Origin of the sequence: Kitasatospora sp. NPDC057692, from assembly GCF_042799475.1 — a bacterium.
Lineage (GTDB): Bacteria > Actinomycetota > Actinomycetes > Streptomycetales > Streptomycetaceae > Kitasatospora.
In genome coordinates, this window is the sequence record NZ_JBHVIV010000037.1 from 25,234 (window position 1) to 51,655 (window position 26,422).

The following is a 26,422-nucleotide window of genomic DNA, read 5'->3' on the forward strand; positions in this document are numbered from 1 at the left end:
CCCAAGGTGAAATCTTCCGAGCAGGGGGCGGTGAAATCGCGACGGCCCGAGACCATCAAGGCCGTCCCGGTCCGCCACCCCGGACGCTGGGCCGGAGCCGCCGTCATCGCCGTCCTCGCGGCGATGCTGCTCCACGCCCTGATCTTCAACCCCGCGTTCCAGTGGGACGTCGTCAAGGACACGCTGCAGAACGAGCAGATCCTCCGCGGCATCGTCACGACGCTGGAGCTGACCGTCCTGTCCATGCTGATGGGCGTGGGCGGCGGCGTACTCCTCGCGATCATGCGGCTCTCGCCGAACCCGCTGCTGTCGGGCACGGCCTGGTTCTACATCTGGGTCTTCCGCGGCACGCCCGTCCTGGTCCAGCTGGTGTTCTGGAACTTCCTGGGCGCCCTCTGGCCGAGGCTCTCGATCGGCGTCCCCTTCGGCCCCGAGTTCTGGTCCGAGTCGACCAACACCCTGATCCCCACCTTCACCGCCGCCCTGCTCGGCCTCGGCCTCAACGAGGCGGCGTACATGGCGGAGATCGTCCGCGGCGGCATCCAGTCGGTGGACGAGGGGCAGACCGAGGCCGCCCACGCCCTGGGCATGAGCCGCGCGGCCACGCTGCGCCGGATCGTGCTCCCCCAGGCCATGCGGGTCATCATCCCGCCGACGGGCAACGAGACCATCTCGATGCTGAAGACCACCTCGCTGGTCCAGGTGATCTCGCTGTCCGAGCTGTTCACCGCCGGCCACGACATCTACTCGCGGACCTTCCAGACCATCCCGGTCCTCGTCGCGGTCAGCATCTACTACCTGCTCATGACCTCGATCCTCACGGTGGGGCAGTACTACATCGAGCGGCACTACGCTCGTGGTGCGAACCGGACGCTGCCGCCCACCCCGCTCCAGCGGCTGCGGCTGCTGTTCGGCGGCAGGCCCGCCCCGAAGGCCAAGAACGACGTGGTCCCCGGACTCGAGGGAGGCGGCCACGTATGACCGACCTGACCAAGACCCCCGCCACCGCCCGCCCCGGCGGCCCCATGGTGAAGGCCGAGGCCGTCCACAAGTCGTACGGCCAGGTCGAGGTGCTCAAGGGCATCGACCTGGAGGTCAAGCAGAACGAGGTCTTCTGCCTCGTCGGCCCCTCCGGCTCCGGCAAGTCGACCTTCCTGCGCTGCATCAACCACCTGGAGAAGATCAACGGCGGCCGCCTCTGGGTCGACGGCGAGCTGGTCGGCTACCAGCAGCGGGGCGACAAGCTCTACGAGCTCAAGGACCGCGAGGTCGCGCTCAAGCGGCGGGACATCGGCATGGTGTTCCAGCGCTTCAACCTCTTCCCGCACATGACCGCGGTGGAGAACGTCATGGAGGCGCCGGTCCAGGTCCGGAAGGAGTCCAGGGCCGAGGCGAAGGAGCGCGCCATGGCCCTGCTGGAGCGGGTCGGCCTGGCCGCGAAGGCCGGGAACTACCCCTCCCAGCTCTCCGGCGGCCAGCAGCAGCGGGTGGCCATCGCCCGGGCACTGGCCATGAAGCCCAAGCTGATGCTGTTCGACGAGCCGACCTCGGCGCTCGACCCCGAGCTGGTCGGCGAGGTGCTGGACGTCATGCGCGGGCTCGCCGAGGAGGGGATGACCATGATCGTGGTGACCCACGAGATGGGCTTCGCCCGCGAGGTCGGCGACGCGCTGGTGTTCATGGACGGCGGCGTGGTCGTCGAGTCCGGCAACCCCCGCGAGGTCCTCACCAACCCCCGGCACGAGCGCACCCGCGCCTTCCTCTCCAAGGTGCTCTGAGCGCACCGCTCCGCGGCGCCCGGCAGGCCGGTCCTGCCGGGCGCCGCCGCTTTCCCGCTTTCGCCCCGCGGGTAATAGGCTTGAGGCAGTAAGCCTGTTACCGAACTCTGGAAGGACCACCGTGGAGCTCGCCTCGTACGCCGATCTGGCCGTCCGGCTGGTGAACACCGAGGAGCCCGAGCGCGGCACCGACTCGCTGACCTCGGTGGACGCGGTGCGCGGCCTGTTCTCGGACGCCGCCCGGGCCCGCGACCTCGCCGACGAGTCCGACCTGCCCCGGCTGCGGGCCGTCCGCACCCGGCTGCGCGGGGTCTTCGAGGCCGCCGCCGAGGGCGAGGAGATCCGCAGCGTCGACCTGCTGAACAGCCTGCTGATGGAGTTCCCGGTCAGCCCGCTGGTCTCCGGCCACGACTACCTGGACGAGGCCGGCCGGCCCCGCTGGCACCTGCACCTCGCCGACAACTCCCCCACCGCCACCGCGCACTTCAGCGCCGTCGCCTGCATGGGCCTGGCCGTCCACCTGACCGAGCTGGGCGCCGACCGGCTCGGCATCTGCCAGGCCGCGCCCTGCCGCAACGCCTATCTGGACACCTCCACCAACCGCTCCCGCCGGTACTGCTCGGACCGCTGCGCGACCCGCGCCAACGTCGCCGCCTACCGCGCCCGCAAGCGCCTGGAGGCCGCCGCCGCGGCGGCCGGCGACCCGCAGGAGTAGCACCGTCAGGAGCCCGGCAGCTCCTCCGGGCGCACCCAGACGCCGAGGCGGCGGGCCAGCCCGGGGACCCGGGCCAGCGGGCCGGAGAGCAGCAGCCGCTCCAGCCGGGGGCCGGGCGCCAGCCAGGCCGGGCGCGGGCGCAGCCGCAGCAGCACCCGGCCGAGCACCAGTTCGTCCGGCACCGCGCCGTAGCTGCGGCTGTCGCTGTCCACCGGCCGGTTGTCGGAGAGCAGCCACCAGCCCTTGGGCCGCCGGCCGTCGGCCCGCTTCACCACCAGCAGGTTCTGCTGGAACGGGTGGCGGAAGACCACCACCGCGCCGGGCCGGATCCGCGCGCCGTACCGCACCAGCAGCTGGTCGCCGTCGCGCAGGGTCGGCACCATCGAGTCCCCCGCCACGTCGATCAGTCCGAACGGCGCGCCGCCCGCTGACGCCCCGTCCTCCGGTTCCTCCGGATCCGCGCTCCGTGCCACGACTCCTCCTCCTGGCCCGTGTGCCGCCGTGTCCCGCCGCGTCCCGCGGTCGCACACCAGTCTGCCGCACGGACCGTCACCCGCCGATGTCCGGATTCACCCGGTTCCGGCTCCGCCTTTTGCCCTAGGCCCGCCGCCCGGCCGAGAAACCGGAAGGCCCGAGGGGTAACCTCGGGCGCGGGAAGACGATCTAAGGAAGGACTCCCCATGCTCTCTCGTCTGTTTGCGCCGCGTGCCACCGCCCACGCCCACTGTGACCTGCCCTGCGGCGTGTACGACCCGGCCCAGGCCCGCCTCGAGGCCGAGTCCGTCAAGGCCACCCAGGAGAAGTACCAGGCCAACGAGGACGCGCACTTCCGCGCCCGCGCCATCATCATCAAGGAGCAGCGCGCCGAGGCCGTCAAGCACCACATCTCGGTGCTGTGGAGCGACTACTTCAAGGCCCCGCACTTCGAGAAGTACCCGCAGCTGCACCAGCTCGTCAACGACACCCTGAAGGCCGCCTCGGCCGCCAAGGCGTCCACCGACCCGGCCACCGGCCAGGCGCTGCTCGACCTCATCGCTGAGGTCGACAAGATCTTCTGGGAGACCAAGCAGGGCTGATCCCCGCACACTCCCGCCGAGCGCCCCCCGTCCGCACCGCGAACGGGGGGCGCTCGCGTGTGTGTCCGTCGCCACACTCCGGCGAGTAAGGGTTGCCTGCCCTCAGTGCTTGTTATGCTGCCAAGGCGTCCCGAGGGGGAAGCCGGTGCGAATCCGGCGCTGACCCGCAACGGTAAACGGTGCCCCGCGCCCCGTGAGCCCGATCGCCCGAAGACGCCGACCTCCCGACAACTCGCCGCGGACTGCGAGGGGATGGCGCCCCGGCGGAGCCGTGCCCGGGCGCGCCGCCCCGCGCCGTCCCCGGCCCGAGGCAAGGCGTGCCACCGTGAGCAGCACCGCGACCGCACCGGTCACCGCCGCGGCCCCACCCGGCCCGCGCCGCACACCCGCCGTACCGCTGGCCGCCGTCCTCGCGGCGGCGCTGCTCGCCTCCCTGGTCTGCGCCGTCTCCGTCGGCTCCTCCGGACTCGGCTGGGGCCGGGTCCTGCGGCTGCTGCACGCGGGGCTGACGGGCGGTCGGCTGGAGGCCGACGAGGCCGCCGCCTACGCGATCGTCTGGGAGATCCGGCTGCCACGCGCCGTACTGGCCGCCGTGGTCGGCGCCGGACTCGCCGCCACCGGGGTCGCCGTCCAGGCGATGGTCCGCAACGCGCTCGCCGACCCCTTCGTGCTCGGCATCTCCTCCGGCGCCTCGGTCGGCGCCAACGCCGTGCTGATGCTGGGCGCCTTCGCCTCGCTCGGGGTCTGGGCGATCTCCGTCTCCGCCTTCGCCGCCGCCCTGCTCGCCATGGTGCTGGTCTACCTGACGGCCCGTACCACCCACGGGCTCACCCCGCTGAGGCTGGTGCTCACCGGCACCGCGATGTCCTACGGCTTCTCCGCGCTGACGGCGCTGATGGTGTTCGCCGCCGCCCGCGGCGAGGCCGCCCGCTCCGCCATGATGTGGCTGCTCGGCAGCCTCGGCGGCGCCACCTGGGGCTCGGTGCCGATCGCCGCCGCCACCGTGCTGGCCGGCCTGGCCTACCTGGCCTGCGCCGCCGGGCGGTTGGACGCGCTGGCGATGGGCGACGAGACGGCGGCCTCGCTCGGCGTGGACCCGGACCGGCTGCGCCGCGAGCTGTTCGTGGTCACCGCGGCCGTCACCGGCACCGTGGTCGCGGTCAGCGGGGCGATCGGCTTCGTCGGGCTGATGGTCCCGCACCTGGTGCGGATGCTGGTCGGCGCCGGCCACCGCCGGGTGCTGCTGGTCGCCCCGCTCGCCGGGGCGCTGCTGCTGGTCTGGGTGGACATCGTCTCCCGCACCCTGCTGGCCCCCGCCGAACTGCCGGTCGGCGTGGTCACCGCGGCCGTCGGGGTGCCCTGCTTCCTGCTGCTGATGCGCCGCCGCGGCTACACCTTCGGCGGCGGCCGGTGACCGCCCCCGCCACCCCCGCCGCCGGCCCCGCCGCGCTGGACCTCGCCGTCGACCGGGTCTCGGTCGACCTGGCCGGCGTCCGACTGGTCCACGACGTCACACTGAGCGCCGCCGCCGGCCAGGTGGTCGGCCTGATCGGCCCGAACGGCAGCGGCAAGTCCACCCTGCTGCGCTGCGTCTACCGGGCGCTGCGGCCCGCCGCCGGCACCGTCCTGCTGGGCGGCGAGGAACTGCACGGGCTCTCCCCGCGCGAGGCCGCCCGGCGGGTGGCGGCGCTGCCGCAGGAGCACTCCGCCGAGTTCGACTTCACCGTGGCCGAGGTGGTCGGCATGGGCCGGCTGCCGCACCGGCGCGGCGCCCTGGCCGGGCCCTCCGCCGGGGACGGGGAGCGCTGCGCCGAGGCCCTGCGCCGGGTCGGCGCCGCGCACCTGGCCGCCCGGGGCTTCCTGAGCCTGTCCGGCGGCGAGAAGCAGCGGGTGCTGATCGCCCGCGCGCTGGTCCAGGAGCCCAGGGTGCTGGTCCTCGACGAGCCCACCAACCACCTGGACATCGCCCACCAACTGGAGGTGCTGTCGCTGGTCCGGGAGGCCGGGCCGACGGTGCTCACCGCGCTGCACGACCTCAATCTGGCGGCCGGGCACTGCGATCTGCTCCACGTGATCGCGGACGGCCGGATCGTCGCCTCCGGGCCGCCCGCCGAGGTGCTCCGCCCGGAGCTGCTGGCCGAGGTGTTCAAGGTCCGCGCGACGCCCGTGCGGCACCCGGTCACCGGTGCCGTCCAGCTGCTCCTCGACCGCCTGCCGTGACCCCCGCCCCGCCCGTCCCGACCCCGAGGATCCCCATGCGCACCAAGGCCGTTGCCGCCGCCGCCCTGCTCGCCCTCGCGCTCACCGGCTGCGGCGCCGAGATCGCCCCGAGCGGCGACGGCGCCGCCACCGCCTCCGCCCACTACCCGGTGACCGTCACGAACTGCGGCGCCGCGGTCACCTTCAAGGCGAAGCCGGCCCGCACGGTCACCAACGACGTCGGCATCACCGAACTGATGTTCGCCCTCGGCCTGGAGGACCGGATGGCCGGCTACGTGATGCCCGACGACAAGGGCCAGGTCGACAAGGTCGCCTGGAAGGACGGCTACCAGCGGGCCACGTGGCTCTCCAAGGACCAGATCACCAAGGAGACCGTGCTGGACGCCAGGGCCGACCTGGTCTTCGCCGGCTGGCACTACGGCTTCGACGAGGGGAAGGGCTTCACCCCGCAGACGCTGTCCGGCCTGGGCATCGGCTCCTACGTGCTCACCGAGTCCTGCCGCAGCGGCAAGGGCACCGAGCGCGGGGTGATGTCCCCGCTCGACGCGCTGTACACCGACCTCGCCAACCTGGGCGAGATCTTCGACGTCCGGGAGCGGGCCGACCGGCTGGTCGCCGAGTTCAAGGCGCAGATCGCCGCCGTCCCCGAGCCCGCGCACCGCCCGGGCGTCTTCCTGTACGACAGCGGCGAGGACAAGCCCTACACCTCCGGCCGCTTCGCCGCCCCGGAGGAGATCATCGCCAAGGCGGGCGGCCGGAACGTGATGGGCGACATCGCCGACTCCTGGACCACCGTGGGCTGGGAGAGCGTGGTCCAGCGCGACCCCGAGGTGATCCTGATCAACGACTACGGGACGCCCGACGCCGAGGCGAAGCGGAGGTTCCTGAAGTCCTTCCCGCCGCTGGCCGGCGTCTCGGCCGTCCGCAACGACCGGATCTTCGTGCTCGACTACGTCGACCTGGTCGAGAGCCCGCGCAACCCGGCCGCGATCACCGCCCTGGCGGAGTACCTGCGGACCGTCCCGGCGCGCTGAGCCGAGGCCGCCCGGCCCGCTCCCGGCCCTCGCTCCGGCCCGCTCTCCGGCCGGTTCCGACCGGCGTACGCTCAACAGTACGAGCCGTCGGAACCGACCGGAGGAGCGAGAACATGACCACCATGGCCGCACCGTCCGCCTTCGACGTCCGGGCCCTGCGCGAGGGCATCGAGCGCGCCGACGCCCGGGCCCTGCTGGCGCTCTACGCGGACGACGCCGAACTGCGCGTGGTCGACCGCAAGACCCAGCCCAGCCACCCCCTGGTGATGCACGGCCGGGACGAGATCGGCGCCATGCTGGACGACCTCTACGCCCGCGAGACGAGCCACACCCTGGAACAGGTGGTGGTCCAGGCCGACCGCCTCGCCTTCCTGGAGTCCTGCCGCTACCCGGACGGGGTCCGGGTGCTGGTCAGCTCCACCGCCGAGCTGCGCGACGGGCGGATCGTCGACCAGACCTCCGTCCAGGCCTGGGACGAGAACGAACCGGCCCAGTAGGCTCGGAGTCATGATCCGCACCGCCCTCCCCGCCGACGTCCCCGTCGTCCACGCCATGATCCGCGAACTCGCGGACTACGAGAAGGCCCTCGACGAGGTGGTCTCCACCGAGGAGCAGCTGCACGCCGCGCTCTTCGGCCCCGCCCCCGCGCTGTTCGGCCTGATAGCCGAGGACGACACCACCGGCGAGCCGGTCGGCTTCGCCCTCTGGTTCCTCAACTACTCGACCTGGCGCGGCACCCACGGGATCTACCTGGAGGACCTCTACGTCCGCCCGACCGCGCGCGGCGGCGGCCACGGCAAGGCCCTGCTGCTGGAACTCGCCCGGATCGCCGTCGAGCGCGGCTACGCCCGGTTCGAGTGGTCGGTGCTGGACTGGAACCAGCCCTCGATCGCGTTCTACAAGGCGCTCGGCGCCGTGCCGATGGACGGGTGGAGCGTCTACCGGCTCGCCGGGGACGCGCTCACCGCCGCCGGCACCCGCTGAGACCCGGCGCGCGGTCGGCGCGCGCAGGAGGCGTGCAGGGGCCCTGCCGGGACCACTGCCACCCTGTGTCGCGATGCCTTACCATGAGTGACTCCCGCACCGGGGCAGGAACGCGGTAACGTCTCGGGCGGACGGCGGCGTCCGGCCACCCCCCGAGGGGTATGACCGGTACGTACCGCACCACCCCTCTGGACAGTTGGGGCGAAGCAGTTGAGCCAAGCAACAGACAGTGCCGCGGCCACCGGCCCGGAAGCACAGCGCGTCACCCAGGAGGTGAGGGTGTCCCAGATCGACGGCGAGCCCGGAGTGCAGGACTTCGTGGAGGTCCGGCTGCCCGCGGCCGGGGCCTACCTCTCGGTCCTGCGGACGGCCACGGCGGGCCTCGCGGCCCGGCTGGACTTCACGCTGGACGAGATCGAGGACCTGCGCATCGCGGTCGACGAGGCCTGCGCCATCCTCCTCCAGCAGGCCGTCCCCGGCTCGGTCCTCTCCTGCGAGTTCCGGCTGGTCGGCGACTCCCTGAAGGTGATCGTCTCGGCGCCCACCACCGACGGCCGGGCGCCCGAACGGGACACCTTCGCCTGGACGGTGCTCTCCGCGCTCGCGGGCGAGGTCGAGTCCGCGGTCGCCGAGGACAGGACCGTGTCGATCAGCCTGCACAAGAAGCGCGGCGGCCCGACCGCCCACTAGGTCCGCGGCAGCGCGGCAGCAGCACCGAACAAGGGCCGTCCGCCCGGCACCACCGGGCCGGACGGACGGCTCCCGGTACCGCCCACCCGGCGGTACGACCAACGAGACGAACCGGGACCGACGGTCCCGGTGCTCCCGGAACGGAACGGGGGAATGGCCGTGAGTGATCTGGACCGTACCGGCCTCGCGACGGCGGGCCCTGCCGTACCGACCCAGGCGAGCGTTCCCGGCCTCGCCGCCAACGACGAAGCGCACCCGAAGGACGCCCACCGGATGAGCCAGCCGACCGAGCCGACGCCCCAGTCGTCGCCCGATCCGTCGCCCCCGCCCGTGCCGTCGGCCGCGGACCTCCCGGACGCCGAGGACACCCGGGATCCGGCGGACGCCGAGGACGCGGAGGAGGCCGAGAACGCCGCCGAGGCGGCCGAGGCGCTGCGCGCGGCGGTGCCCGCCCAGGGCCCGCAGCGCTCCGGCGCACCGGACCGCGAGGCGGCCCGGGCCCTGTTCGTACGGCTCTCGGCGCTGCCCGAGGGCTCCCCGGAGCGGGTCGAGCTGCGCAACCAGCTGGTGCGCATGCACATCCCGCTGGTCGAGCACCTGGCCCGGCGGTTCCGCAACCGGGGCGAGCCGCTGGACGACCTGACCCAGGTCGCCACCATCGGGCTGATCAAGTCGGTGGACCGGTTCGACCACGAGCGCGGGGTCGAGTTCTCCACCTACGCCACGCCGACCATCGTCGGCGAGATCAAGCGGCACTTCCGGGACAAGGGCTGGGCGGTCCGGGTGCCGCGCCGGCTCCAGGAGCTGCGGCTGTCGCTGACCACGGCGACCAGCGAGCTCTCCCAGCGGCACGGCCGCTCCCCCACGGTGCACGAGCTGGCCGAGCACCTGGGGATCTCCGAGGAGGACGTCCTGGAGGGGCTGGAGTCCGCCAACGCGTACTCCACGCTCTCGCTGGACGTGCCGGACAGCGACGACGAGTCGCCGGCCGTCGCGGACACCCTGGGCGCCACCGACGAGGCGCTGGAGGGCGTCGAGTACCGCGAGTCCCTCAAGCCGCTGCTGGCCCAACTTCCGCCCCGCGAGCAGAAGATCCTGGTGCTGCGGTTCTTCCGGAACATGACGCAGTCGCAGATCGCCGCCGAGGTGGGCATCTCGCAGATGCACGTGTCCCGGCTGCTCGCCCGGACGCTGGCGCAGCTGCGGGAGAAGCTCCTCGTGGAGGAGTAGGAACGCGAAGACGACTGACGGCCGCTCAGCGGCGGCCGTCCGGTCGTGAAGGTCCTGCGGCGGCGGTCCTCCGCGCTCAGCCCTCGTGCGGAGCGTAGAGGGCCGCCGTCGCCTTCGGGCTGAGCAGGGCGCCGATGCCGACCAGGCCGAGCAGGCCGACGCCCACGCCGACCCCGGCCATCGCCCCGCCGCTCTGCCACATGTAGTACGCCACCGGCAGGCAGATCGAGTTGGTCAGCACGGCGGGGCTGCGGCCCCAGCGGCGGCCCCTGAGCAGCGCCCGGGCGGCCAGCAGCGGCAGCACGCCGAGCAGCACGATCACCAGGCCGCCGAACTCGTTCAGGGCGAGCTGCTTGGACTGGCCGGACAGGGCGGCGACCATGTCCCAGACGCCGACGACGGCCAGCGCGGCGCCCTCCACGGCGGTGATGGCGGCGCCCAGGGCGAGGGCGGCCGGCCGGTCGGCGCCGGGCGCGGGTACGGGTGCGGAGGATTCTGCGGTCACTCCAGCAGGGTAGCCGCCGACCGGTCCGTACCGACCCGTAGGCTGGGCCCATGCGCGCTCTCCTGGTCGTCAACCCGAAAGCGACCACCACCAGCGGTCGCACCCGGGACGTCCTGATCCACGCCCTGCGGAGCGACCTCAAGCTGGAGGTGGCGCAGACCGAGTACCGCGGCCACGCGCGCGACCTGGCCCGCGAGGCGGTGGAGGACGGCGCGGTCGACCTGGTGGTGGCGCTGGGCGGGGACGGCACCGTCAACGAGGTGGTCAACGGACTGCTCTCGCACGGCCCGGGCGACCGGGTCCCGCGGCTGGCCGTGGTCCCCGGCGGGTCGACCAATGTGTTCGCCCGCGCGCTGGGCCTGCCGAACGACCCGGTGGAGGCGACCGGCGTCCTGCTGGACGCCCTGGAGCACCGGAGCGAGCGGCCGATCGGGCTCGGCAAGGCGATGACCGAAGGGCTGCCGGACCGCTGGTTCACCTTCACCGCCGGCCTGGGCTTCGACGCCGGAGTGGTCGGCCGGGTCGAGGAGCAGCGCCGGGCGGGGCGCAAGTCCACCCACGCGCTCTACGTCACCCAGGCACTCCGCCACTTCGTCACCCAGCGTGAGCAGCGCAGATCAGGCCCGGTCTCGCTGCTGCTCGCGGGCCGCGAGCCGGTGCCGGGCCTGGCGCTGGCGATAGTCAGCAACACCTCGCCGTGGACGTTCCTGGGCAACCGCCCCGTCTACCCCTCCCCGCGCGCCTCCTTCGACGCGGATCTCGATGTCTTCGGCATCACCCGGATGACGGCGTTCGGCATCGCTCGAACGGTCCGTCAGATCCTGCGGTCGCACGGCTCTTCGACCAACGAGGGCGTGCCGACCGGCCCTTCCGGGAAGCATGTCGTCTCCTATCACGACGTCCGCCACTTCACCTTGGTTTCAGAGGAACCGGTCCCGTTCCAGGTCGACGGCGACCACCTTGGATCCAGGAGTCGCGTCAGTTTCACAGGCGTACGGCGGGCACTGCGTGTGATTGTGTGACTAGAAGGGCCCTTCCTCCTTCTTCTCGAACGCACAAGCCCCCTTCACTCCATAGAAGTACCGGCTGTGAGCTAGGCGACACCGAAGAATCCAAAATTCCTCCCTGAAGGGGGTTGTATCCGGGCCCGAGGTTTGCGAACCTCTACATGGCGATCGGGACACATCGCAGCGACGGCAACCCTCGAAACCTGGGGGGCCGACCGCGGGGTGTCCCTCGAATCGCGCGAATCCCTCCCCAGCACAGACCTCCCGGGCCCGATGGGCCTTTGGTCTCTTTTGCTGTTGCGGGATTCGTGAAAGCGTTCACATTCACAAGGACCATCGATGTGCCGATCGGGCAACCCCCGCCGGCAGGAGGAGTTGGACGACCATGGACTGGCGCCACCGCGCTGTCTGCCGCGAAGAGGACCCGGAGCTGTTCTTCCCGATCGGGAACACCGGTCCTGCTCTGCTGCAGATCGAGGAAGCCAAGGCCGTGTGCCGCCGCTGTCCGGTCATGGAGCAGTGCCTCCAGTGGGCCCTCGAGACCGGCCAGGACGCCGGCGTCTGGGGCGGCATGAGCGAGGACGAGCGCCGCGCCATGAAGCGCCGTGCCGCCCGCAACCGCGCCCGCACCGCCTGATCACACGCCGTAGTACCAGCAGTAACCACAGCACCGATCAACACATGATCACAGGCTTCCCCTGCACCTCCTGGTGAAGCCTTCCGCACAAAGGGCCTTGCTCGTCGAGGTCCCGCGACACCGGCCCGCCCAGCCACTTGATACTGTTCACTTAGAGCAATATTGTGGAGCTGTGGCGCTCACCGTGTGCAACGCACCGGCTGGTGTCGCACCACTCAGAGCCCCCGTTCCGGCCGACTCCCCCCGACGGCCGGAACGGGTTGAGAGGCCCTGTCGACCCACCCCCCCCGGTCGACAGGGCCTCGTTTCTGTTTCCGCCCGTTCCGCTCCGCCCGTTCCGCTCCGACCGGGCCGCCGGCCGAGTGAAGCCGACTGGTGAAGTCGGCTGGTGCGAAGAAGCGTGCGCCCGGCGCTCACGCCGGACGCACGCCCCCTCTACACCTCCGCGCTTCAGCGCACCGGGATCTCCAGGACCACCTTGGTGCCGCCGTTCGGGCCGGCCACCATGTCGAAGGTGCCGCCCAGCTCCCCCGTGGCCAGGGTCCGGACGATCTGCAGCCCGAGGTTGCCCGCCTGCTGCGGGTCGAAGCCCTCCGGCATGCCCCGGCCGTCGTCCTGCACCGTGATCAGCAGGTACTCCTCCGGCCGCGCCCCGCCGTTCCAGCTGTCCGACCAGCCCATGCCGGTGGCCGGTGCCCGGCCGCGCAGCGCGCTGACCTCCAGGTTGCCGGAGGCGCTCGGGCCGAAGGCGTGTTCCAGCGCGTTCTGCAGCAGTTCGGTCAGCACCATCGCCAGCGGGGTGGCCACCTCGGCGGAGAGGATGCCGAAGCTGCCGCTGCGGCGGGTCGCCACCCGGCCGTCCTGGGACAGCTCCATCACCATGGCCAGCACCCGGTCGGCGATCTCGTCGAAGGCCACCTGCTCGTCCAGCGCCTGGGAGAGGGTCTCGTGCACGATCGCGATCGAGCCGACCCGGCGCACCGCCTCGTCGAGCGCGGCCCGGCCGGACTCCGACTCCATCCGGCGGGACTGCAGGCGCAGCAGCGCGGCGACGGTCTGCAGGTTGTTCTTCACCCGGTGGTGGATCTCCCGGATGGTGGCGTCCTTGGTCATCAGCTCGCGGTCGCGCCGGCGCAGCTCGGTGACGTCCCGGCAGAGCACCAGGGAGCCGGTCAGGACGCCCTTGGGCTTGAGCGGGATGGCCCGCAGGGTGACCACGCCGCCCTGGGCCTCGATCTCGGTCTGCCGGGGCGCCCAGCCGCTGGCCAGCTTCACCAGCGCCTCGTGCACGGCGGCCCGGGAGGGCGGGGCGAGGTCGGCGGTGGTGCGGCCGAGGTGACTGCCGACCAGATCGGTGGTGAGGCCGAGCCGGTGGTAGGCGGAGAGCGCGTTGGGGCTGGCGTAGGTGACGGTGCCGTCGGCGTCGAGGCGGATGAGGCCGTCGCCGACCCGCGGCGCGGCGTCCATGTCGGCCTGCTCGACGCCCGGGTAGGGGAAGGTGCCGGCGGCGATCATCTGGGCGAGGTCGGAGGCGCTCTGCAGGTAGGTGAGCTCCAGCCGGCTGGGGGTGCGCACGGTCAGCAGGTTGGTGTTGCGGGCGATCACGCCGAGCACCTTGCCCTCGCGCCGCACCGGGATGGACTCGACCCGGACCGGCACCTCCTCGCGCCACTCCGGGTCGCCCTCGCGCACGATCCGCCCCTCGTCGTAGGCGGCGTCCAGCAGCGGGCGGCGGCCGCGCGGGACGAGGTGGCCGACCATGTCGTCCTGGTAGGAGGTGGGACCGGTGTTGGGGCGCATCTGGGCGACCGAGACGTACCGGATGCCGTCCCAGGTGGGGATCCAGAGCACCAGGTCGGCGAAGGACAGGTCGGAGAGCAGCTGCCACTCCGAGACCAGCATGTGCAGCCACTCCACATCGGCACCGGTCAGGGTGGTGTGGCGGCGGACGAGTTCGTTCAGCGAGGGCACAGGGCGAGCGTAGCCCCAGGGGGGTGCGGACGGGCCCCGCGTACCCCGCGGACGTGCGGCGCGCGGCCCTCCCCCCAAGTTGTCCAGACCAATTTTCGGGGAGGCCTGGACAACCCAGATTGGTCTAGTCCACAATGAAAGGGCACCAAGGAGAGGCACCCGCGCAACTGCCCTGACCGCGCGATGCCGCTCCTCGGTCGGACGCCGCCGAACGAGGACCCCGCACAGTTCTCGATCGTCACCGGCGCCCGACGACAGCTCCGGGCCGCGGAGCCGCATGGGTTGAGGGTCCCGTGTCGGCGCCGTGGCCCGTAGTGTTTCCCGGACCCGTTTCCCGGACCCGCCTCCGCCCGCCGCGGACCGGAGGGGAACGAGCGGAGAACGACGGAGCCCCCGTCCACAGGCTGTGGACGGGGGCTCGTGCGTCGCGGGGCGCGTCAGTGGGTCTCGGTGACCTTGGCGAGCGCGCGGGGGGCGTCCGGGTCCTGGCCGCGGGCGATGGTGACCTCGTAGGCCAGCAGCTGGAGCGGCAGGATCTCCAGGATCGGCTGCACCTCCTCGGGCACGCCGGCCGGCAGCGCGAAGCCCGCCGAGGCGGCCTCGACCTGCGCCTGCTGGCCGACCACGACCAGGTCGGCGCCGCGGCCGCGCAGGCGGTCCAGGACCGGCTGCAGGGCCTCGCCGCCCTTGCCGTCCGGGACGATCGCGATGACCGGGGAGACGTTGTCGACCATGGCCAGCGGGCCGTGCAGCAGGTCGGCGCCGGAGAACGGGGAGGCCGGGATGTAGGTGGTCTCCATGAGCTTCAGCGCCGCCTCGCGGGCGGTCGGGTAGCCGTAGCCGCGCGAGGTGATGACCAGGCGCTGGGCGAAGCGGTAGCGCTCGGCCAGGGCCTTGACCTCGTCCTGGCGCGCCAGGACGCCGGCGGCCAGCTCCGGCAGGCCCTTGGCGGCCGCGCCGTCGCCGCCGCGCAGGCCCTCGATCAGCAGGTAGAGGGCGAGCAGTTCGGCGGTGTAGGTCTTGGTGGCGGGCAGCGCCTTCTCCGGGCCGGCCAGCACGTCGATGTGGAACTCGGAGACCTCGGCCAGCGGGGAGCCGGCGTTGTTGGTCACCGCCAGGGTGATCGCACCGGCCTCGCGGGCCGCCTTGGTGGAGGCGACGAGGTCCGGCGAGCCGCCCGACTGGCTGACGGTGATCACCAGCACGTCGGTCAGGTCCGGCTTGGCGCCGTAGGCGGTGGTGGTGGACATCGAGGTCAGGCCGGCCGGCTTGCCCAGCAGGATCTCGATCAGGTACTTGGCGTACAGCGCGGCGTTGTCCGAGGTGCCCCGCGCGGTCAGGAGGACGAACCGCGGCTTGCGGGCGGCGATCCGGGACGCGATCTCGAAGATCTTGGGGGCGCCCTCGTCGAGGATGCGCTGCAGGACGGCCGGCTGCTCGGCCATCTCCGCCGCCATGATCCGGCCAGGGACGGTCTGCGTGTCGGACATCGTGTGGGGCCTCCGATGAGATGGTTCCACCCCGGCCGGACGGGAATGCCCGGCGGGGACCTCTACGGCGGCGAGTCCGCACACTCGCTGCGGTGAATACTGCGGCAATCCTACGGGGGCCACCCGTCCGGGGCACATCCGAGGAGGCGGTCACCGCGGGTGCCGCCGGCCCCGGCGTGCGCGGAGCCCCTCCCGGCGGTGCGGGGAGGGGCTCCGGCGTCCGGGGGACGGCGGCTCAGCCCGCCTTGTTGATCAGCTGGTCGATGGCGGCGTCCGCCTCCTTGGTGGCCTGGTCCACCGGCTTGCCCTTGAGGATCGCGGTCAGCATGTCGGGCAGGATCTTCTGCTTCTCGACCGCGCCCCAGCCGGGGGCCAGCGGGGTGAACCAGGCGTCCGGCACCGCGTTGGCCGCGGCGGCGGTGGCCGGCTTGCTCTTCAGCGGGTTCAGCTGGTTCAGGTTGTTCGGCAGGATGTCCTTGTCGGCGAGCGCCTGCTCGGACTTGGCACTGGTGAACATCCGGACCCAGTCGGTGGCCAGGGCCGTCGCGGGCGACTTCGCGGTGACCGCGAGGGCCGAGCCGCCGATGAAGGTCGGCAGCGGCTTGCCGCCCGGGCCGGGCATGGTGGCCAGCTTGACCGCGTCCTTGAGGCTCGGGTCACCGGTGACCGGCGCGACGACGCTGGCCGACTCGTAGCCGTTGCCGTAGAAGGACGCCGCGTGGCCGCGGGCCATCGCCTCGAACTGGTTCTGCTCGTTGAGCACCTGGTCGCCCTTGTTGTACTTGCGCACCAGGTCGATGAAGTGGTTGATGCCCTGCTGGGACTTGGGGTCGCTCAGGGTGCCGTGCCAGTTGCCGCCGCTGTCGAAGCGGGCGATGGCGCCGCCGTACGCGGAGACGTAGCTCATCGCGGCGTACCAGAACGCACCGGGCATGTAGAGCGCGGAGAAGGTCCGGTCGTTCTTGTTCTTCTCCGCGATCTTGTCGAGCGCCGCACGCAGCTCGTCCTCGGTCTTCGGGAAGTCGGCGCTGCCGGTGGCCTGCTGGAAGGCCGCCGAGTTGTAGATGGCGACCCGGGCGCCCGCGTAGTACGGAACGCACCAGAGCTTGTCCTGGTAGGTGCAGGTGTTGGCGAGCGCCTTGATCCAGGTGTCGGAGTTGTCGAAGCTGGTGCGCTCCACCGGGGCCAGCGCGCCGGAGAGCACGTACTTCATGGTCTCGGTGTTGCCGAGCTCCACCACGTCCGGGGCGTTGCCGTCGGCGATCGCCTTGTCGAGCTTGGCCACCTTGTCGGCCCAGCCCTGGTAGGCCAGCTTGAGGGTGGCCTTCGGGTACTTGGCGGCGAACTCGTCGTTGACCCGCTGGACGAGGTCGGGCCAGTTCTTCTGGGCGTCGTCCATCAGCCAGACCGTGACCGTACCGGTCTCGGACTTCGGGTCCGCCGAGGCGGTCTTGGCGCCGTCCGACGCCGTGCCGCCCGAGGAACACGCCGTCAGTCCGGCGGCCAGCGCCATGATGCCGACCGTCGCCATGAACCGACGCTTTCTCACGCCATCCTCCGAGGGTTTAGTGCTTGTGCCCGCCGGCGGCGCGCCGGCGCCCGACGGGACGGTGTCCGGGGAGGGGCGGCGAAGAGCTTCGGGGTGGGCCAATACCACATCCGGCTAAATTGAAATTCGAACCGGATGGACTGGAGCCTGGCCTAGACCACAGTTGCTGTCAACGCCAAATTGCCTGGCGGCCAAGGCCGTTGCAGACCTGTTGTACCGCGTGGCGATCAGTCGTCCGACGATCACCCTAAGTAGAACTTAAGGCTGTCTTAAGGGCGATTTGAGGGAACACCGTCAGGTTGCGAAGCCGCAGGTCACACGGCGCCCAACGGCCGGAGAACACGGCGGGCCCGCCATGCGACATGCGCATGACGGGCCCGTTCGGACGGATGCCCCGGGCACCCGGTGTGACGGTCCTACGAGGACTCAGCCGACCGCCACCGACTGGCCGGTGAGCACCTCGACGGCGGCCAGCCCGCAGACCCGGGCGGCACCGTGGGTGGCGATGTGGAGGGCGCCGACCGGCTCGGACTGCGGCAGGCCCATCTCGACCACCGCGGCGTCCGGACGGGCCGCCAGCAGGCGGTCCAGCGCGGCCGCCATCCACTCGTGCCGGTGGGCGTCGCGGACCACCAGCACCAGGTGGCGGTCGGCGGCCCCGGCCAGCACCTCGGACACCGTCGCGTCCAGCACCGCGGCCTCGGCGGCCTCCGGGCCGACCTCGCGGGTGCGGGTGCCCGGGAAGCGGTCGGCCAGCATGCCGGCCACGCCCCACGGGGTGACGTCGCCGACGGCGATGTTCGGCTCGGCGGAGAACGAGGCCACGAACGGGCGCTCGGTCACCGGCAGGACCTCCCGGCCCGGCGCGCGGACCACCCGCAGCGCCCGGCGGGCCGCCCGCAGGCCGACCGCGAGGTCCGCCTCCGGCCGCTCGCCCTGGGCCGCGATCCGGCCCCAGCTGCCGAGCGCGCGCACCCGGGCGGCCGCGTCGGCGAGCCGCTCCTCCGGGAGCCGGCCGGACTGCACGCCCGCCACGATGGCGTCGCGCAGCATCAGCACGGTGTCCTCGTCGGCCAGGCCGCCGCCCACGCAGATCGCGTCCGCTCCGGCCGCCAGGGCCAGCACGGTGCCCTCGCCCATGCCGAAGGTGTCGGCGATGGCGCCCATCTCGATCGCGTCGCTGACGATCAGGCCCTGGTAGCCGAGGCCGCCGTCCTGGGGGGCCGCGCGCAGCAGGTCGCGCAGCACCGCGGGGCTGAGCGTGGCGGGCAGCTTGGGGTCGAGCGCCGGGACCATGATGTGGGCCGTCATCACGGCCTTGGTCCCGGCGGCGATCGCGGCCTGGAACGGCACCAGGTCGCGGGCGCGCAGCACGTCCAGGTCGACGTCGATGACCGGCAGGCCGTGGTGCGAGTCGACGGCGGTGTCGCCGTGGCCGGGGAAGTGCTTGGAGCAGGCCGCGACACCGGCCGACTGCAGGCCCTCCACCCAGGCGGCGGTGTGCCGGGCGCACAGCTCCGGGTCGGCGCCGAACGAGCGGACGCCGATGACCGGGTTGCGCGGGTTGGAGTTGACGTCCGCGGTGGGCGCCCAGTTGTAGTTGACGCCGGCGGCGGCCAGTGCGCGGCCCAGCTCGCGGGCGACGTCGCGGGTCAGCGCCGGGTCGTCGATGGCGCCGAGGGCGAGGTTGCCCGGCCAGGACGAGCCGGAGCCGGCCTCCAGCCGGGTGACGTCGCCGGACTCCTCGTCGATGGCGATCAGCAGGTCGGGGTTCTCGGCCCGCAGGGCCGCGGTGAGCGCGGCGAGCTGGCCGAGGTCGGCCACGTTGCGGTCGAACAGCGCGACCGAGCCCAGGCCGGCCGCGAGGTGGCGGCGCAGCCACTCCGGCGGCTCGGTGCCGACGAAGCCGGGCTGCAGGACGGTCAGCGCGTCACGGTGCAGCTGGTCGGAGGCCGGGAGGGTGGGAACGAGGATGCTCACGGGGGATCAGCCCTTCACGGCGCCGTCGGTGAGCCCACCGACCGCCTTGCGCTGCAGGAAGACGAACAGGATCAGCACCGGGAGGGCGAACAGCGTCGACGCCGCCATCGTGGCGCCCCAGTCGTTGCCGAAGGCGGTCTGGAAGGAGGACAGCCACAGCGGCAGGGTCTGGCCGTCGGTCTTGTTGACGATCAGGACGAGGGGGAACTCGTTCCAGGCCGTGATGAAGCCGAACAGCGAGGTGGACATCAGGCCCGGCGCCAGCAGCGGGAAGATCACCTTCACGAAGGCCTGGGTGCGGGTGCACCCGTCGACCATCGCGGACTCCTCCAGCTCCTTCGGCACCGCGGCGATGAAGCCGCGCAGCGTCCAGATGGTGAAGGGCAGCACCATCATCATGTAGAAGGCGGTGAGCGGGACCAGGCTGTTCAGCATGCCGTTGTCGCGGGAGATCAGGTAGACCGCGATGGTCATGACCTCCCAGGGCGCCATCTGGGCGGCCATGATGACCAGCACGAAGGTCTTGCGGCCGCGGAACTTCATCCGGGCGATGGCGAAGGACGCCAGGGTGGCGATCACCAGCGACATCACCACCGCGAGGACGGTGACGATGAAGCTGTTGGCGGTGTACGTCCAGAACTTCGGGACGTTGACCGCGGTCTTGAAGTGGTCCAGGGTCGCGTCGAACGGGATGAACACCGGCGTCGAGCTGGCGATGTCCTTCGTCGGCTTGAAGGCCGTGCTGATCATCCAGTAGACGGGGAACGCGAAGAAGACGAAGAGGACGACCGCGACGACGTTCGGCCAGGCACGTCCGATGAGCGAGCGCCTCACAGCTCGTCCTCCTGCTTCAGAATGATCCGGAAGTAGTACGCCATCAGGACGCCCAGGATCAGGATGGTGAGCACCGCGATCGCGGCACCGGTGCCGTAGTGCTGGCGGCCGGAGCCCTCCAGGAAGGCGTGGATCGGCAGCGTGCGGGTGAGACCGTCGGGGCCGCCGGCCTTGATCGCGTAGATCTGGGTGAAGGCCTTGAAGATCCAGATGACCTCGAGGAAGGTCGTGGCCAGGAAGAAGGGCTTCAGGTTGGGGAACATCACCGCGGTGAAGATCTTGACCGGGCCGGCGCCGTCCATCCGGGCCGCCTCGTAGAGCTCCTTCGGGATGGTGGTCAGCGCCGCATACATGTTGAACGCCACGAACGGGATCGAGCCCCAGACCAGCAGCAGAAGGATCACGAAGAAGGTCGAGTACTGGGTGCTGGTCCAGTTGTAGGCGGCCATCGAGTGCCAGCCCAGGGCGTCCAGGATCCAGTTGACGACGCCGAAGCGGGCCTCGAACAGCCAGGTGTAGACGGTGGTCGAGGCGACCACCGGCATCGCCCAGGCGAGCAGCAGGCCGATCGACAGCAGCAGCCGCATCTTCTTGCCGAGGCGGTTGAGCAGCAGACCGACCAGCGCGCCGCCCGCCATGATCAGGAAGACGTTGAGCGCGGTGAACACCACGGACCGGCCGGTGACCGACCAGAACCCGGGGTCGGACAGCTGCTCGGTGTAGTTCTCGAAGCCGTTCCACTCGGTCAGGTGCTGGACGAGCTGGCGCGCGTTCAGGTTCTGGAACGAGACCAGAATGGTCTTCAGCAGGGGCCAGCCCAGTAGGGCCAGGGTGGCCACGGTGGCAGGCAGGAGCAGCAGGTACGGCGCGAACCGGGAGCCGATGCTCCGCCCGTCCGCCGGTCTGGCGCTCTTCTTCGGGGTGCCGGCGCCGCCACCGCGCACGGCGTCCGTCTTCATAGTGGCCACAGCAGCCTTCCCTGAATCCGGGGACTGTGTCTGCACCCGCTCCGAATGCACAGCCATCGTTCTCTCTTCCTCACAACCCGACCACGACGGACAGGCGCCGCCCACCGGCCCCCCGCCGGGAGCCGGTGAGCGACGCCGCTCGACTGCTACTGCTTGGCGTTGAGGCGCTTCGCGATCTCCTCGTCGGCCTTCTTCGCGGCGGCGTTGTAGTCGCCGGTCAGGGCCGCGGTCAGGAACTCCTTGATCGGGTTCGGGTCGTTCTCGACCGCGGACCAGTTCGGAGTGGTCGGGGTGATGCCACCGACCGAGGAGGCGGCCTTCGCCGCGATGGCGAAGTCGCCGGCGACCTTGTCGTTGAGCGAGGCCTTGTTCGGGATGTTGCCCGCGGCCGCGATCGCGCCCTCGTTCTTGTCGTTCAGGGCGATCTTCAGGAAGTCCTTGGCCATCTCGGTGTTCTTGCTGGCCGAGGCGATGGCGATGTTCGAGCCACCGAGGAAGACGCCGGAGGGCTTGTCGGCGGTCTTGCCCGGGAGGGCGAAGTGGCCGATCTTGTCCTTGGTCACCGGGGACTTCTCGTCCGGGACCTCCCAGCCGAGGCCGATGATGGTGCCGATGCCGCCACCGCCGAAGACGTCCTTCTGCTGCGGCTTGGCCTCGTCCTTGTCCTTGAGACCGGTGACCGAGTAGCTCTGGAGCTTCTTGTAGACGTCGAAGGCCTTCTGCGCCTCGGGGGTGGACAGGCCGCCCACCCACTTGTCGCCGTCCTTCTTCGCCAGCTTGCCGCCCTCGCTGGTGAGGAGGCCGAAGTAGACGTACCACTCCTGGCCCGGCATGTAGATCGGGTCGGTGACGCCCGCGGTGGTCTTCAGCTTCTCCAGGGCGGCGTAGAACTCGTCCAGCGTCTTCGGGATGCTCAGCCCGGCGGCGGCCCAGAGGTCCTTGTTGTAGGTGACCGCGCGGTTGGTGACGAACCACGGGGCGGCGTACTGCTTGCCGTCCAGGATCGCGGACTCGCTCTGGTTGGCGGCCCAGTCGGCACCGCCGAGGGCGGCCTTGTCCTTGGTGATGTCCAGCAGACCACCGGTGGCGGCGTAGCCCGCCGTCTGGGTGTTGCCGATCTCCAGGACGTCGACGGAGCCCTCGGACAGCGCGGCGGTGACCTTCGGGCCGATGCCGGTCCACTCCTGGACCTGGTACTCGACCTTCGAACCCGGGTAGGTCGACTCGAACTCGGTCTTGACCGCGTCGTCCCAGCCCTTGGGGGCGGAGCCGGACATCAGCCACACCTTGAGCGTCTTGCCGTTGTAGTCCTTCTTACCGGCAGCAGCGGACGAGTTGCCCGACGCGTTGTTGGTGTTCTCGTCCTTCTTGGCGTCCGAGCCGCAGGCCGCGAGACCAACAACCATGGCCGCGACACCGACCGCCGCGATGAGCTGACGCTTCACGCCATCCTCCTGAGGGATGCCTTGGTTACCCCCGTCGGGTGGCAGCGGCATACCCACGCAAGGTGGGAGGAATGGTGCCGCGGACTCCATCGAACGGGTGGGGGGATTCATAGTGACCGGCCTAGTGGTGTAGACCAGATGCCTGGAGCTTGGCCTAGACCAATGGGCCTGTCAACGGCTGTTCGACCGATCCGGACCACCCGTTATCAAGCCGACACCGCACATCGTTCATCGCGTGATGAGGTATTCGTTCCGTAGCCATACATGCAACGATGTGAGCCGTTAATCATGTGGTGGGGCTCCCCGGGGGCCCTGCGAGAAGCGGGAGACAGGTCCGATGAGCAGCGACGGGGGCAGCACGGCCCAGGTCAACGACCCCCAGGTGAAGAATCCCGCCGCCCAGGCGGGCGCGGACCCCACCGCCCGGGTGCCGAAGTACTACGGCCTCAAGCGCCACCTGCTGCAGCTTACCGAGACCCAGCCCGCCGGCACCCCGGTTCCGCCCGAACGAGCCCTGGCCGCACAGTTCGACACCTCCCGCACCACCGTCCGGCAGGCCCTCCAGGAGCTCGTCGTCGAGGGCCGGCTGGAGCGCATCCAGGGCAAGGGAACCTTCGTCGCCAAGCCCAAGGTGGCCCAGGCCCTCCAGCTCACCTCCTACACCGAGGACATGCGCGCCCAGGGCCTGGAGCCCACCTCCCGGCTGATCGAGATCGGCTACATCTCCGCCGACGACCGGCTGGCCCCGCTGCTGGACATCAAGCCCGGCGGCCGGGTGCTGCGGATCGAGCGCCTGCGGCTGGCCAACGGCGACCCGATGGCCATCGAGGTCGCCCACCTGTCCGCCAAGCGCTTCCCCGCCCTGCGCCGCAACCTGGCCAAGCACAACTCGCTGTACACCGCGCTGCGCGAGGTCTACGGGGTGACCGTGGCCGAGGCCGAGGAGACCATCGAGACCACCCTGGCCAACCCCCGCGAGGCCGGGCTGCTCGGCTCCGACCTCGGCCTGCCGATGCTCCAGCTCTCCCGGCACTCCTTCGACCCGGACGGGGACCCGGTCGAGTGGGTGCGCTCGATCTACCGCGGCGACCGCTACAAGTTCATCACCCGCCTCAAGCGGCCGGAGTAGTCCGGCCCGGCGCCCGCGCACTTCCGGGCCCGGCGCGCGGGGGGCGCGCGCCGGGGCCCGTTGCGTCGGGACGGCGCGCGAGAAGTGCGGATGGCGGGGAGTTCTCCCGGATCCGGTGACACGGATCACCCGATGCTCTAGATTCCGCATCCGTACTGACTGCCGATCACCAGTGGTGCTGCTCGGCGGACCCACGGGGGCGTGCGGCTCCCCGGGGGTTGCGGCGCCGGCGAGGTGAACCCTCCGGAGCGGAGCCGAACCATGTCGTCAGACCTCACCGACCAACCTGTCATGCCCGAGCCAGAAGAGCCCGGCGGCCCCGGCCTTCCGGCGGTCACCCCCGAGCGGGTGCTGGCCGCGCTCGCCCTGCTGGTGCCGATCGTCGCGATGCTCTGGGTGGGCTCGTACGACAAACCCGAGCCCGAAGCCGGCGGCGTCCCCTTCTTCTACTGGTACCAGCTGCTCTGGGTGCCGGTCTCCGCCGTCTTCACGGTCGCCGCCTACCTGCTGGTCGACCGGGACGAGAAGGCCCGCCGGGCCGCCCGGGCGCGGAAGGCGGGTGGCGCCCGGTGAACGGGGTCAACGTGCCCGCGCTGGCGGTCTTCGTCCTCTTCTTCCTGCTGGTCACCGTGATGGGCTTCCTCGCGTCCCGGTGGCGGCGCGCCGACAACGCGCTCCACCTCGACGAGTGGGGCCTCGGCGGGCGCAGCTTCGGGACCTGGATCACCTGGTTCCTGCTCGGCGGCGACCTCTACACCGCGTACACCTTCGTCGCCGTCCCCGCCGCCGTCTACGCGACCGGCGCCGCGGGCTTCTTCGCCGTCCCCTACACGATCATCGCCTACCCGCTGGTCTTCCTCTTCCTTCCCCGGCTCTGGTCGGTCTCCCGGGTGCACGGCTACGTCACCCCGGCCGACTTCGTGCGCGGGCGCTACGGCTCCCGGCCGCTGTCGCTGGTGGTCGCGCTGACCGGCATCCTCGCCACCATGCCGTACATCGCGCTCCAGCTGGTCGGCATCCAGGCGGTGCTGGACGTGCTGGGCGTCGGCGGCGGCGAGAGCGCCAACTGGTTCGTCAAGGACCTGCCGCTGTTCATCGCCTTCGGCGTGCTCGCCGCGTACACCTACTCCTCGGGGCTGCGCGCGCCGGCGCTGATCGCCTTCGTCAAGGACGCCCTCGTCTACGTGGTGATCATCGTCGCGGTGATCTACATCCCGATCCGGCTCGGCGGCTACGGCCACATCTTCGACGCGGTCGGCGAGCGGTTCGGCACCCCGAAGTCGGGCGGCTCGCTGACCCTGCCGGAGAACAGGCAGTGGACGTACGCGACGCTGGCGCTCGGCTCGGCGATGGCGCTGTTCCTGTACCCGCACTCGGTGACCGGCGTGCTGGCCAGCAAGTCCCGCAACACGGTGCGCCGGAACATGGCGATCATGCCGGCGTACTCGCTGATGCTCGGGCTGCTGGCGCTGCTCGGCTTCATGGCGATCGCGGCCGGGATCGGCAAGGGCGACAAGGGCTTCAACACCCAGCTCGCGGTGCCGCAGCTGTTCGAGGACATGTTCCCCGACTGGTTCACCGGCGTCGCCTTCGCGGCCATCGGCATCGGCGCGCTCGTCCCGGCGGCGATCATGTCCATCGCGGCGGCGAACCTGTTCACCCGCAACGTCTACAAGGAGTACCTGAGGCCCTCCGCCACCCCGGCCGACGAGACCCGGGTCGCCAAGCTGGTCTCGCTGCTGGTCAAGGTCGGCGCGCTGGTCTTCGTGCTCGGCATGGACAAGCAGGCCGCGATCAACCTCCAGCTGCTCGGCGGCCTGTGGATCCTGCAGACCTTCGTCTCGATCGTCGGCGGCCTGTTCACCCGCTGGTTCCACCACTGGGCGCTGCTCGCCGGCTGGGCGGCCGGCATGGTCTACGGCACCTGGGAGGCCTACGGGATCGCCAGCCCCAAGACCCGGCACTTCGGCGGGAACGCCGCCGAGATCCCCGGCATCGGCGAGATCGGCTACATCGGGCTCACCGCCTTCGTCCTCAACCTGCTGGTCGCGGTGGTGCTCACCCTGGTCCTGCGCGCCGTGAAGGCGCCGGACGGGCCGGACGAGACCCGGCCGGGCGACTACAGCGCCGACGGCGGCGAGGAGGAGCCCGAGGACGCGCCGGAGCCCGTGGCGGCGCACTGATACGCCCCGCGCGCCCTGTGGTCGCGCCGTCTCCCCGGTCAACACTGGAGGGGGCGGCGCGATCATATGTATGAACAGCCGGGCGCATGGAGCACCACACTCAGGGCACCAACCAGACCGGACCGGCAACCGGCCGGCAACTGATCGACCCACGGGGAGCGGCGGTATGGCAGAACTCGGCACCACCCTCAACGGCCAGCACCACACCGACGGACGGCACCGGCAGGCCGCCCCGCACCGGACCGCCGGCGCCGCCGCGGCGGTCGCGGCCGCCGGGCCGCCCCCCGTCCCCTCCGTCCTGATCGCCACCCGCCACGGCGAGTCCACCGCCAACGTCGAGTTCCAGCTCGCCGAGGCGGCCGGCGCGCTCAGCGTGCCGATCAGCAGCCGGGACGCGGACATCCCGCTCTCCCTGCACGGCCAGCAGCAGGCCCAGGCGCTCGGCCGCTGGTGGGCCGGGCTGCCCAGCGCCGACCGGCCGCGCAGCGTCTGGTGCTCGCCCTACGTCCGCACCGCCGAGACCGCCCGGATCGCGCTCGCGCAGGCCGCCGGCCTCGGCGCCGTCCCGGTCTCGCTCACCGTCCGCTACGACGAGCGGCTGCGCGACCGCGAGCTCGGCGTGCTGGAGATGCTGCCCAAGGCCGCCATCGAGAACGACCACCCCGCGGAGGCGGCCCGGCGGCGGAAGATGGGCGAGCTGTACTACCGCCCGCCCGGCGGCGAGTCCTGGGCGGACGTGGCGCTGCGGGTGCGCAGCGTGCTGCGCGACGTCTGCGCGGAGGAGGCCGGGCGGCCGGTCCTGCTGGTCGCGCACGACTGCACGGTGCTCATGCTCCGGTACGTGCTGGACCGGCTCACCGAGGAGCAGCTGACCGCGCTGGAGCCGGTGCGCAACTGCTCCGCCAGCGTCTGGCGGGCCGAGGGCGGCCGGCTGCGGCCGGACCGCTGGAACCAGACCGGGCACCTGGAGGACGCGGGCTGATCCGCCGGGCGCCGG

The 26,422-nt window shown here is 71.6% G+C and carries 26 protein-coding genes and 1 riboswitch; of the genes, 17 read left to right on the forward strand and 9 right to left on the reverse strand.

Annotated features, from left to right (window positions below; genetic code table 11):
• Positions 1-30: 30 nt before the first annotated feature.
• The 3 genes from ACFVFS_RS21485 (at position 31) to ACFVFS_RS21495 (ending at position 2,493) form a co-directional block, all read left to right on the forward strand.
• A complete protein-coding gene (locus tag ACFVFS_RS21485) occupies positions 31-981 on the forward strand; it encodes an amino acid ABC transporter permease (RefSeq protein ID WP_380626196.1) in 951 nt (316 codons plus the stop codon).
• Positions 978-1,778, forward strand: a complete 801-nt coding sequence (locus tag ACFVFS_RS21490) for an amino acid ABC transporter ATP-binding protein (RefSeq protein WP_380626197.1) — start codon at positions 978-980, stop codon at positions 1,776-1,778. The genes ACFVFS_RS21485 and ACFVFS_RS21490 overlap by 4 nt, the downstream gene beginning before the upstream one ends.
• A gap of 121 nt (positions 1,779-1,899) precedes the next feature.
• Entirely contained in the window at positions 1,900-2,493 is a 594-nt protein-coding gene (locus ACFVFS_RS21495) for a CGNR zinc finger domain-containing protein (protein ID WP_380626198.1), read from the forward strand.
• Between the two features lie 5 nt (positions 2,494-2,498).
• Here the strand turns inward: ACFVFS_RS21495 and sodX are convergent, their stop codons facing one another.
• Positions 2,499-2,876 (reverse strand): nickel-type superoxide dismutase maturation protease, encoded by a 378-nt coding sequence (gene sodX / locus ACFVFS_RS21500; protein ID WP_380626237.1) that lies wholly within the window; start codon positions 2,874-2,876, stop codon positions 2,499-2,501.
• Between the two features lie 297 nt (positions 2,877-3,173).
• On the opposite strand from sodX, the gene sodN reads away from it, so the two are divergent.
• From sodN to ACFVFS_RS21540, 8 genes are all read left to right on the forward strand, one after another.
• Positions 3,174-3,569: a superoxide dismutase, Ni gene (gene sodN, locus ACFVFS_RS21505; RefSeq protein ID WP_380626199.1), complete on the forward strand. Its 396-nt coding sequence runs from the start codon at positions 3,174-3,176 to the stop codon at positions 3,567-3,569.
• 133 nt (positions 3,570-3,702) lie between these two features.
• Positions 3,703-3,778: riboswitch (cobalamin riboswitch) on the forward strand.
• Positions 3,779-3,894: 116 nt separating this feature from the next.
• Complete coding sequence (locus tag ACFVFS_RS21510; RefSeq protein ID WP_380626200.1) at positions 3,895-4,983, forward strand: FecCD family ABC transporter permease; 1,089 nt, start codon at positions 3,895-3,897, stop codon at positions 4,981-4,983.
• Between the two features lie 35 nt (positions 4,984-5,018).
• Complete coding sequence (locus ACFVFS_RS21515; RefSeq protein WP_380626238.1) at positions 5,019-5,789, forward strand: ABC transporter ATP-binding protein; 771 nt, start codon at positions 5,019-5,021, stop codon at positions 5,787-5,789.
• Positions 5,790-5,824: 35 nt separating this feature from the next.
• On the forward strand, positions 5,825-6,823 hold the full coding sequence (locus ACFVFS_RS21520; RefSeq protein ID WP_380626201.1) for an ABC transporter substrate-binding protein: 999 nt from the start codon (positions 5,825-5,827) through the stop codon (positions 6,821-6,823).
• 113 nt (positions 6,824-6,936) lie between these two features.
• The gene (locus tag ACFVFS_RS21525; protein ID WP_380626202.1) at positions 6,937-7,320 is read left to right on the forward strand and encodes a nuclear transport factor 2 family protein; all 384 of its coding nucleotides are present in this window, start codon (positions 6,937-6,939) and stop codon (positions 7,318-7,320) included.
• A gap of 10 nt (positions 7,321-7,330) precedes the next feature.
• Positions 7,331-7,807, forward strand: a complete 477-nt coding sequence (locus ACFVFS_RS21530) for a GNAT family N-acetyltransferase (RefSeq protein ID WP_380626203.1) — start codon at positions 7,331-7,333, stop codon at positions 7,805-7,807.
• A 279-nt stretch (positions 7,808-8,086) separates the two neighbouring features.
• A complete protein-coding gene (locus tag ACFVFS_RS21535; RefSeq protein ID WP_380626204.1) occupies positions 8,087-8,497 on the forward strand; it encodes an anti-sigma regulatory factor in 411 nt (136 codons plus the stop codon).
• A 273-nt stretch (positions 8,498-8,770) separates the two neighbouring features.
• Positions 8,771-9,727, forward strand: coding sequence for an RNA polymerase sigma factor SigF (locus tag ACFVFS_RS21540; RefSeq protein WP_380626239.1), 957 nt, complete (start codon positions 8,771-8,773; stop codon positions 9,725-9,727).
• A 76-nt stretch (positions 9,728-9,803) separates the two neighbouring features.
• Here the strand turns inward: ACFVFS_RS21540 and ACFVFS_RS21545 are convergent, their stop codons facing one another.
• Positions 9,804-10,232: a hypothetical protein gene (locus ACFVFS_RS21545; protein WP_380626205.1), complete on the reverse strand. Its 429-nt coding sequence runs from the start codon at positions 10,230-10,232 to the stop codon at positions 9,804-9,806.
• A 50-nt stretch (positions 10,233-10,282) separates the two neighbouring features.
• Between ACFVFS_RS21545 and ACFVFS_RS21550 the strand changes: the two genes are divergently transcribed.
• Positions 10,283-11,254, forward strand: a complete 972-nt coding sequence (locus tag ACFVFS_RS21550) for a diacylglycerol/lipid kinase family protein (RefSeq protein ID WP_380626206.1) — start codon at positions 10,283-10,285, stop codon at positions 11,252-11,254.
• Positions 11,255-11,624: 370 nt separating this feature from the next.
• Positions 11,625-11,876 carry a WhiB family transcriptional regulator gene (locus ACFVFS_RS21555; RefSeq protein WP_014138019.1) on the forward strand — a complete coding sequence of 84 codons (252 nt, stop codon included), beginning with the start codon at positions 11,625-11,627 and terminating at the stop codon, positions 11,874-11,876.
• A 450-nt stretch (positions 11,877-12,326) separates the two neighbouring features.
• Here the strand turns inward: ACFVFS_RS21555 and ACFVFS_RS21560 are convergent, their stop codons facing one another.
• The 7 genes from ACFVFS_RS21560 to ACFVFS_RS21590 form a co-directional block, all read right to left on the reverse strand.
• Positions 12,327-13,847 (reverse strand): sensor histidine kinase, encoded by a 1,521-nt coding sequence (locus ACFVFS_RS21560; protein ID WP_380626207.1) that lies wholly within the window; start codon positions 13,845-13,847, stop codon positions 12,327-12,329.
• Between the two features lie 437 nt (positions 13,848-14,284).
• Entirely contained in the window at positions 14,285-15,337 is a 1,053-nt protein-coding gene (locus tag ACFVFS_RS21565; RefSeq protein WP_380626208.1) for an SIS domain-containing protein, read from the reverse strand.
• A 235-nt stretch (positions 15,338-15,572) separates the two neighbouring features.
• Complete coding sequence (locus ACFVFS_RS21570; RefSeq protein ID WP_380626240.1) at positions 15,573-16,868, reverse strand: extracellular solute-binding protein; 1,296 nt, start codon at positions 16,866-16,868, stop codon at positions 15,573-15,575.
• A 444-nt stretch (positions 16,869-17,312) separates the two neighbouring features.
• Positions 17,313-18,866, reverse strand: coding sequence for a glycoside hydrolase family 3 protein (locus ACFVFS_RS21575; protein WP_380626209.1), 1,554 nt, complete (start codon positions 18,864-18,866; stop codon positions 17,313-17,315).
• Positions 18,867-18,872: 6 nt separating this feature from the next.
• A complete protein-coding gene (locus tag ACFVFS_RS21580) occupies positions 18,873-19,700 on the reverse strand; it encodes a carbohydrate ABC transporter permease (RefSeq protein WP_380626210.1) in 828 nt (275 codons plus the stop codon).
• Complete coding sequence (locus tag ACFVFS_RS21585) at positions 19,697-20,659, reverse strand: carbohydrate ABC transporter permease (RefSeq protein ID WP_380626211.1); 963 nt, start codon at positions 20,657-20,659, stop codon at positions 19,697-19,699. Before ACFVFS_RS21585 ends, ACFVFS_RS21580 begins: the two co-directional genes overlap by 4 nt.
• A gap of 155 nt (positions 20,660-20,814) precedes the next feature.
• Positions 20,815-22,113 carry an extracellular solute-binding protein gene (locus ACFVFS_RS21590; RefSeq protein ID WP_380626212.1) on the reverse strand — a complete coding sequence of 433 codons (1,299 nt, stop codon included), beginning with the start codon at positions 22,111-22,113 and terminating at the stop codon, positions 20,815-20,817.
• A 337-nt stretch (positions 22,114-22,450) separates the two neighbouring features.
• On the opposite strand from ACFVFS_RS21590, the gene ACFVFS_RS21595 reads away from it, so the two are divergent.
• The 4 genes from ACFVFS_RS21595 to ACFVFS_RS21610 all read left to right on the forward strand — a co-directional run bounded on the left by ACFVFS_RS21595 (position 22,451) and on the right by ACFVFS_RS21610 (position 26,407).
• Complete coding sequence (locus ACFVFS_RS21595; RefSeq protein ID WP_380626213.1) at positions 22,451-23,242, forward strand: GntR family transcriptional regulator; 792 nt, start codon at positions 22,451-22,453, stop codon at positions 23,240-23,242.
• A gap of 291 nt (positions 23,243-23,533) precedes the next feature.
• The gene (locus ACFVFS_RS21600; RefSeq protein WP_380626214.1) at positions 23,534-23,815 is read left to right on the forward strand and encodes a DUF3311 domain-containing protein; all 282 of its coding nucleotides are present in this window, start codon (positions 23,534-23,536) and stop codon (positions 23,813-23,815) included.
• Positions 23,816-23,874: 59 nt separating this feature from the next.
• Positions 23,875-25,425 (forward strand): monocarboxylate uptake permease MctP, encoded by a 1,551-nt coding sequence (mctP, locus tag ACFVFS_RS21605; protein ID WP_380626241.1) that lies wholly within the window; start codon positions 23,875-23,877, stop codon positions 25,423-25,425.
• Between the two features lie 166 nt (positions 25,426-25,591).
• Positions 25,592-26,407, forward strand: coding sequence for a histidine phosphatase family protein (locus tag ACFVFS_RS21610; protein WP_380626215.1), 816 nt, complete (start codon positions 25,592-25,594; stop codon positions 26,405-26,407).
• The last annotated feature ends 15 nt before the right edge of the window (positions 26,408-26,422 follow it).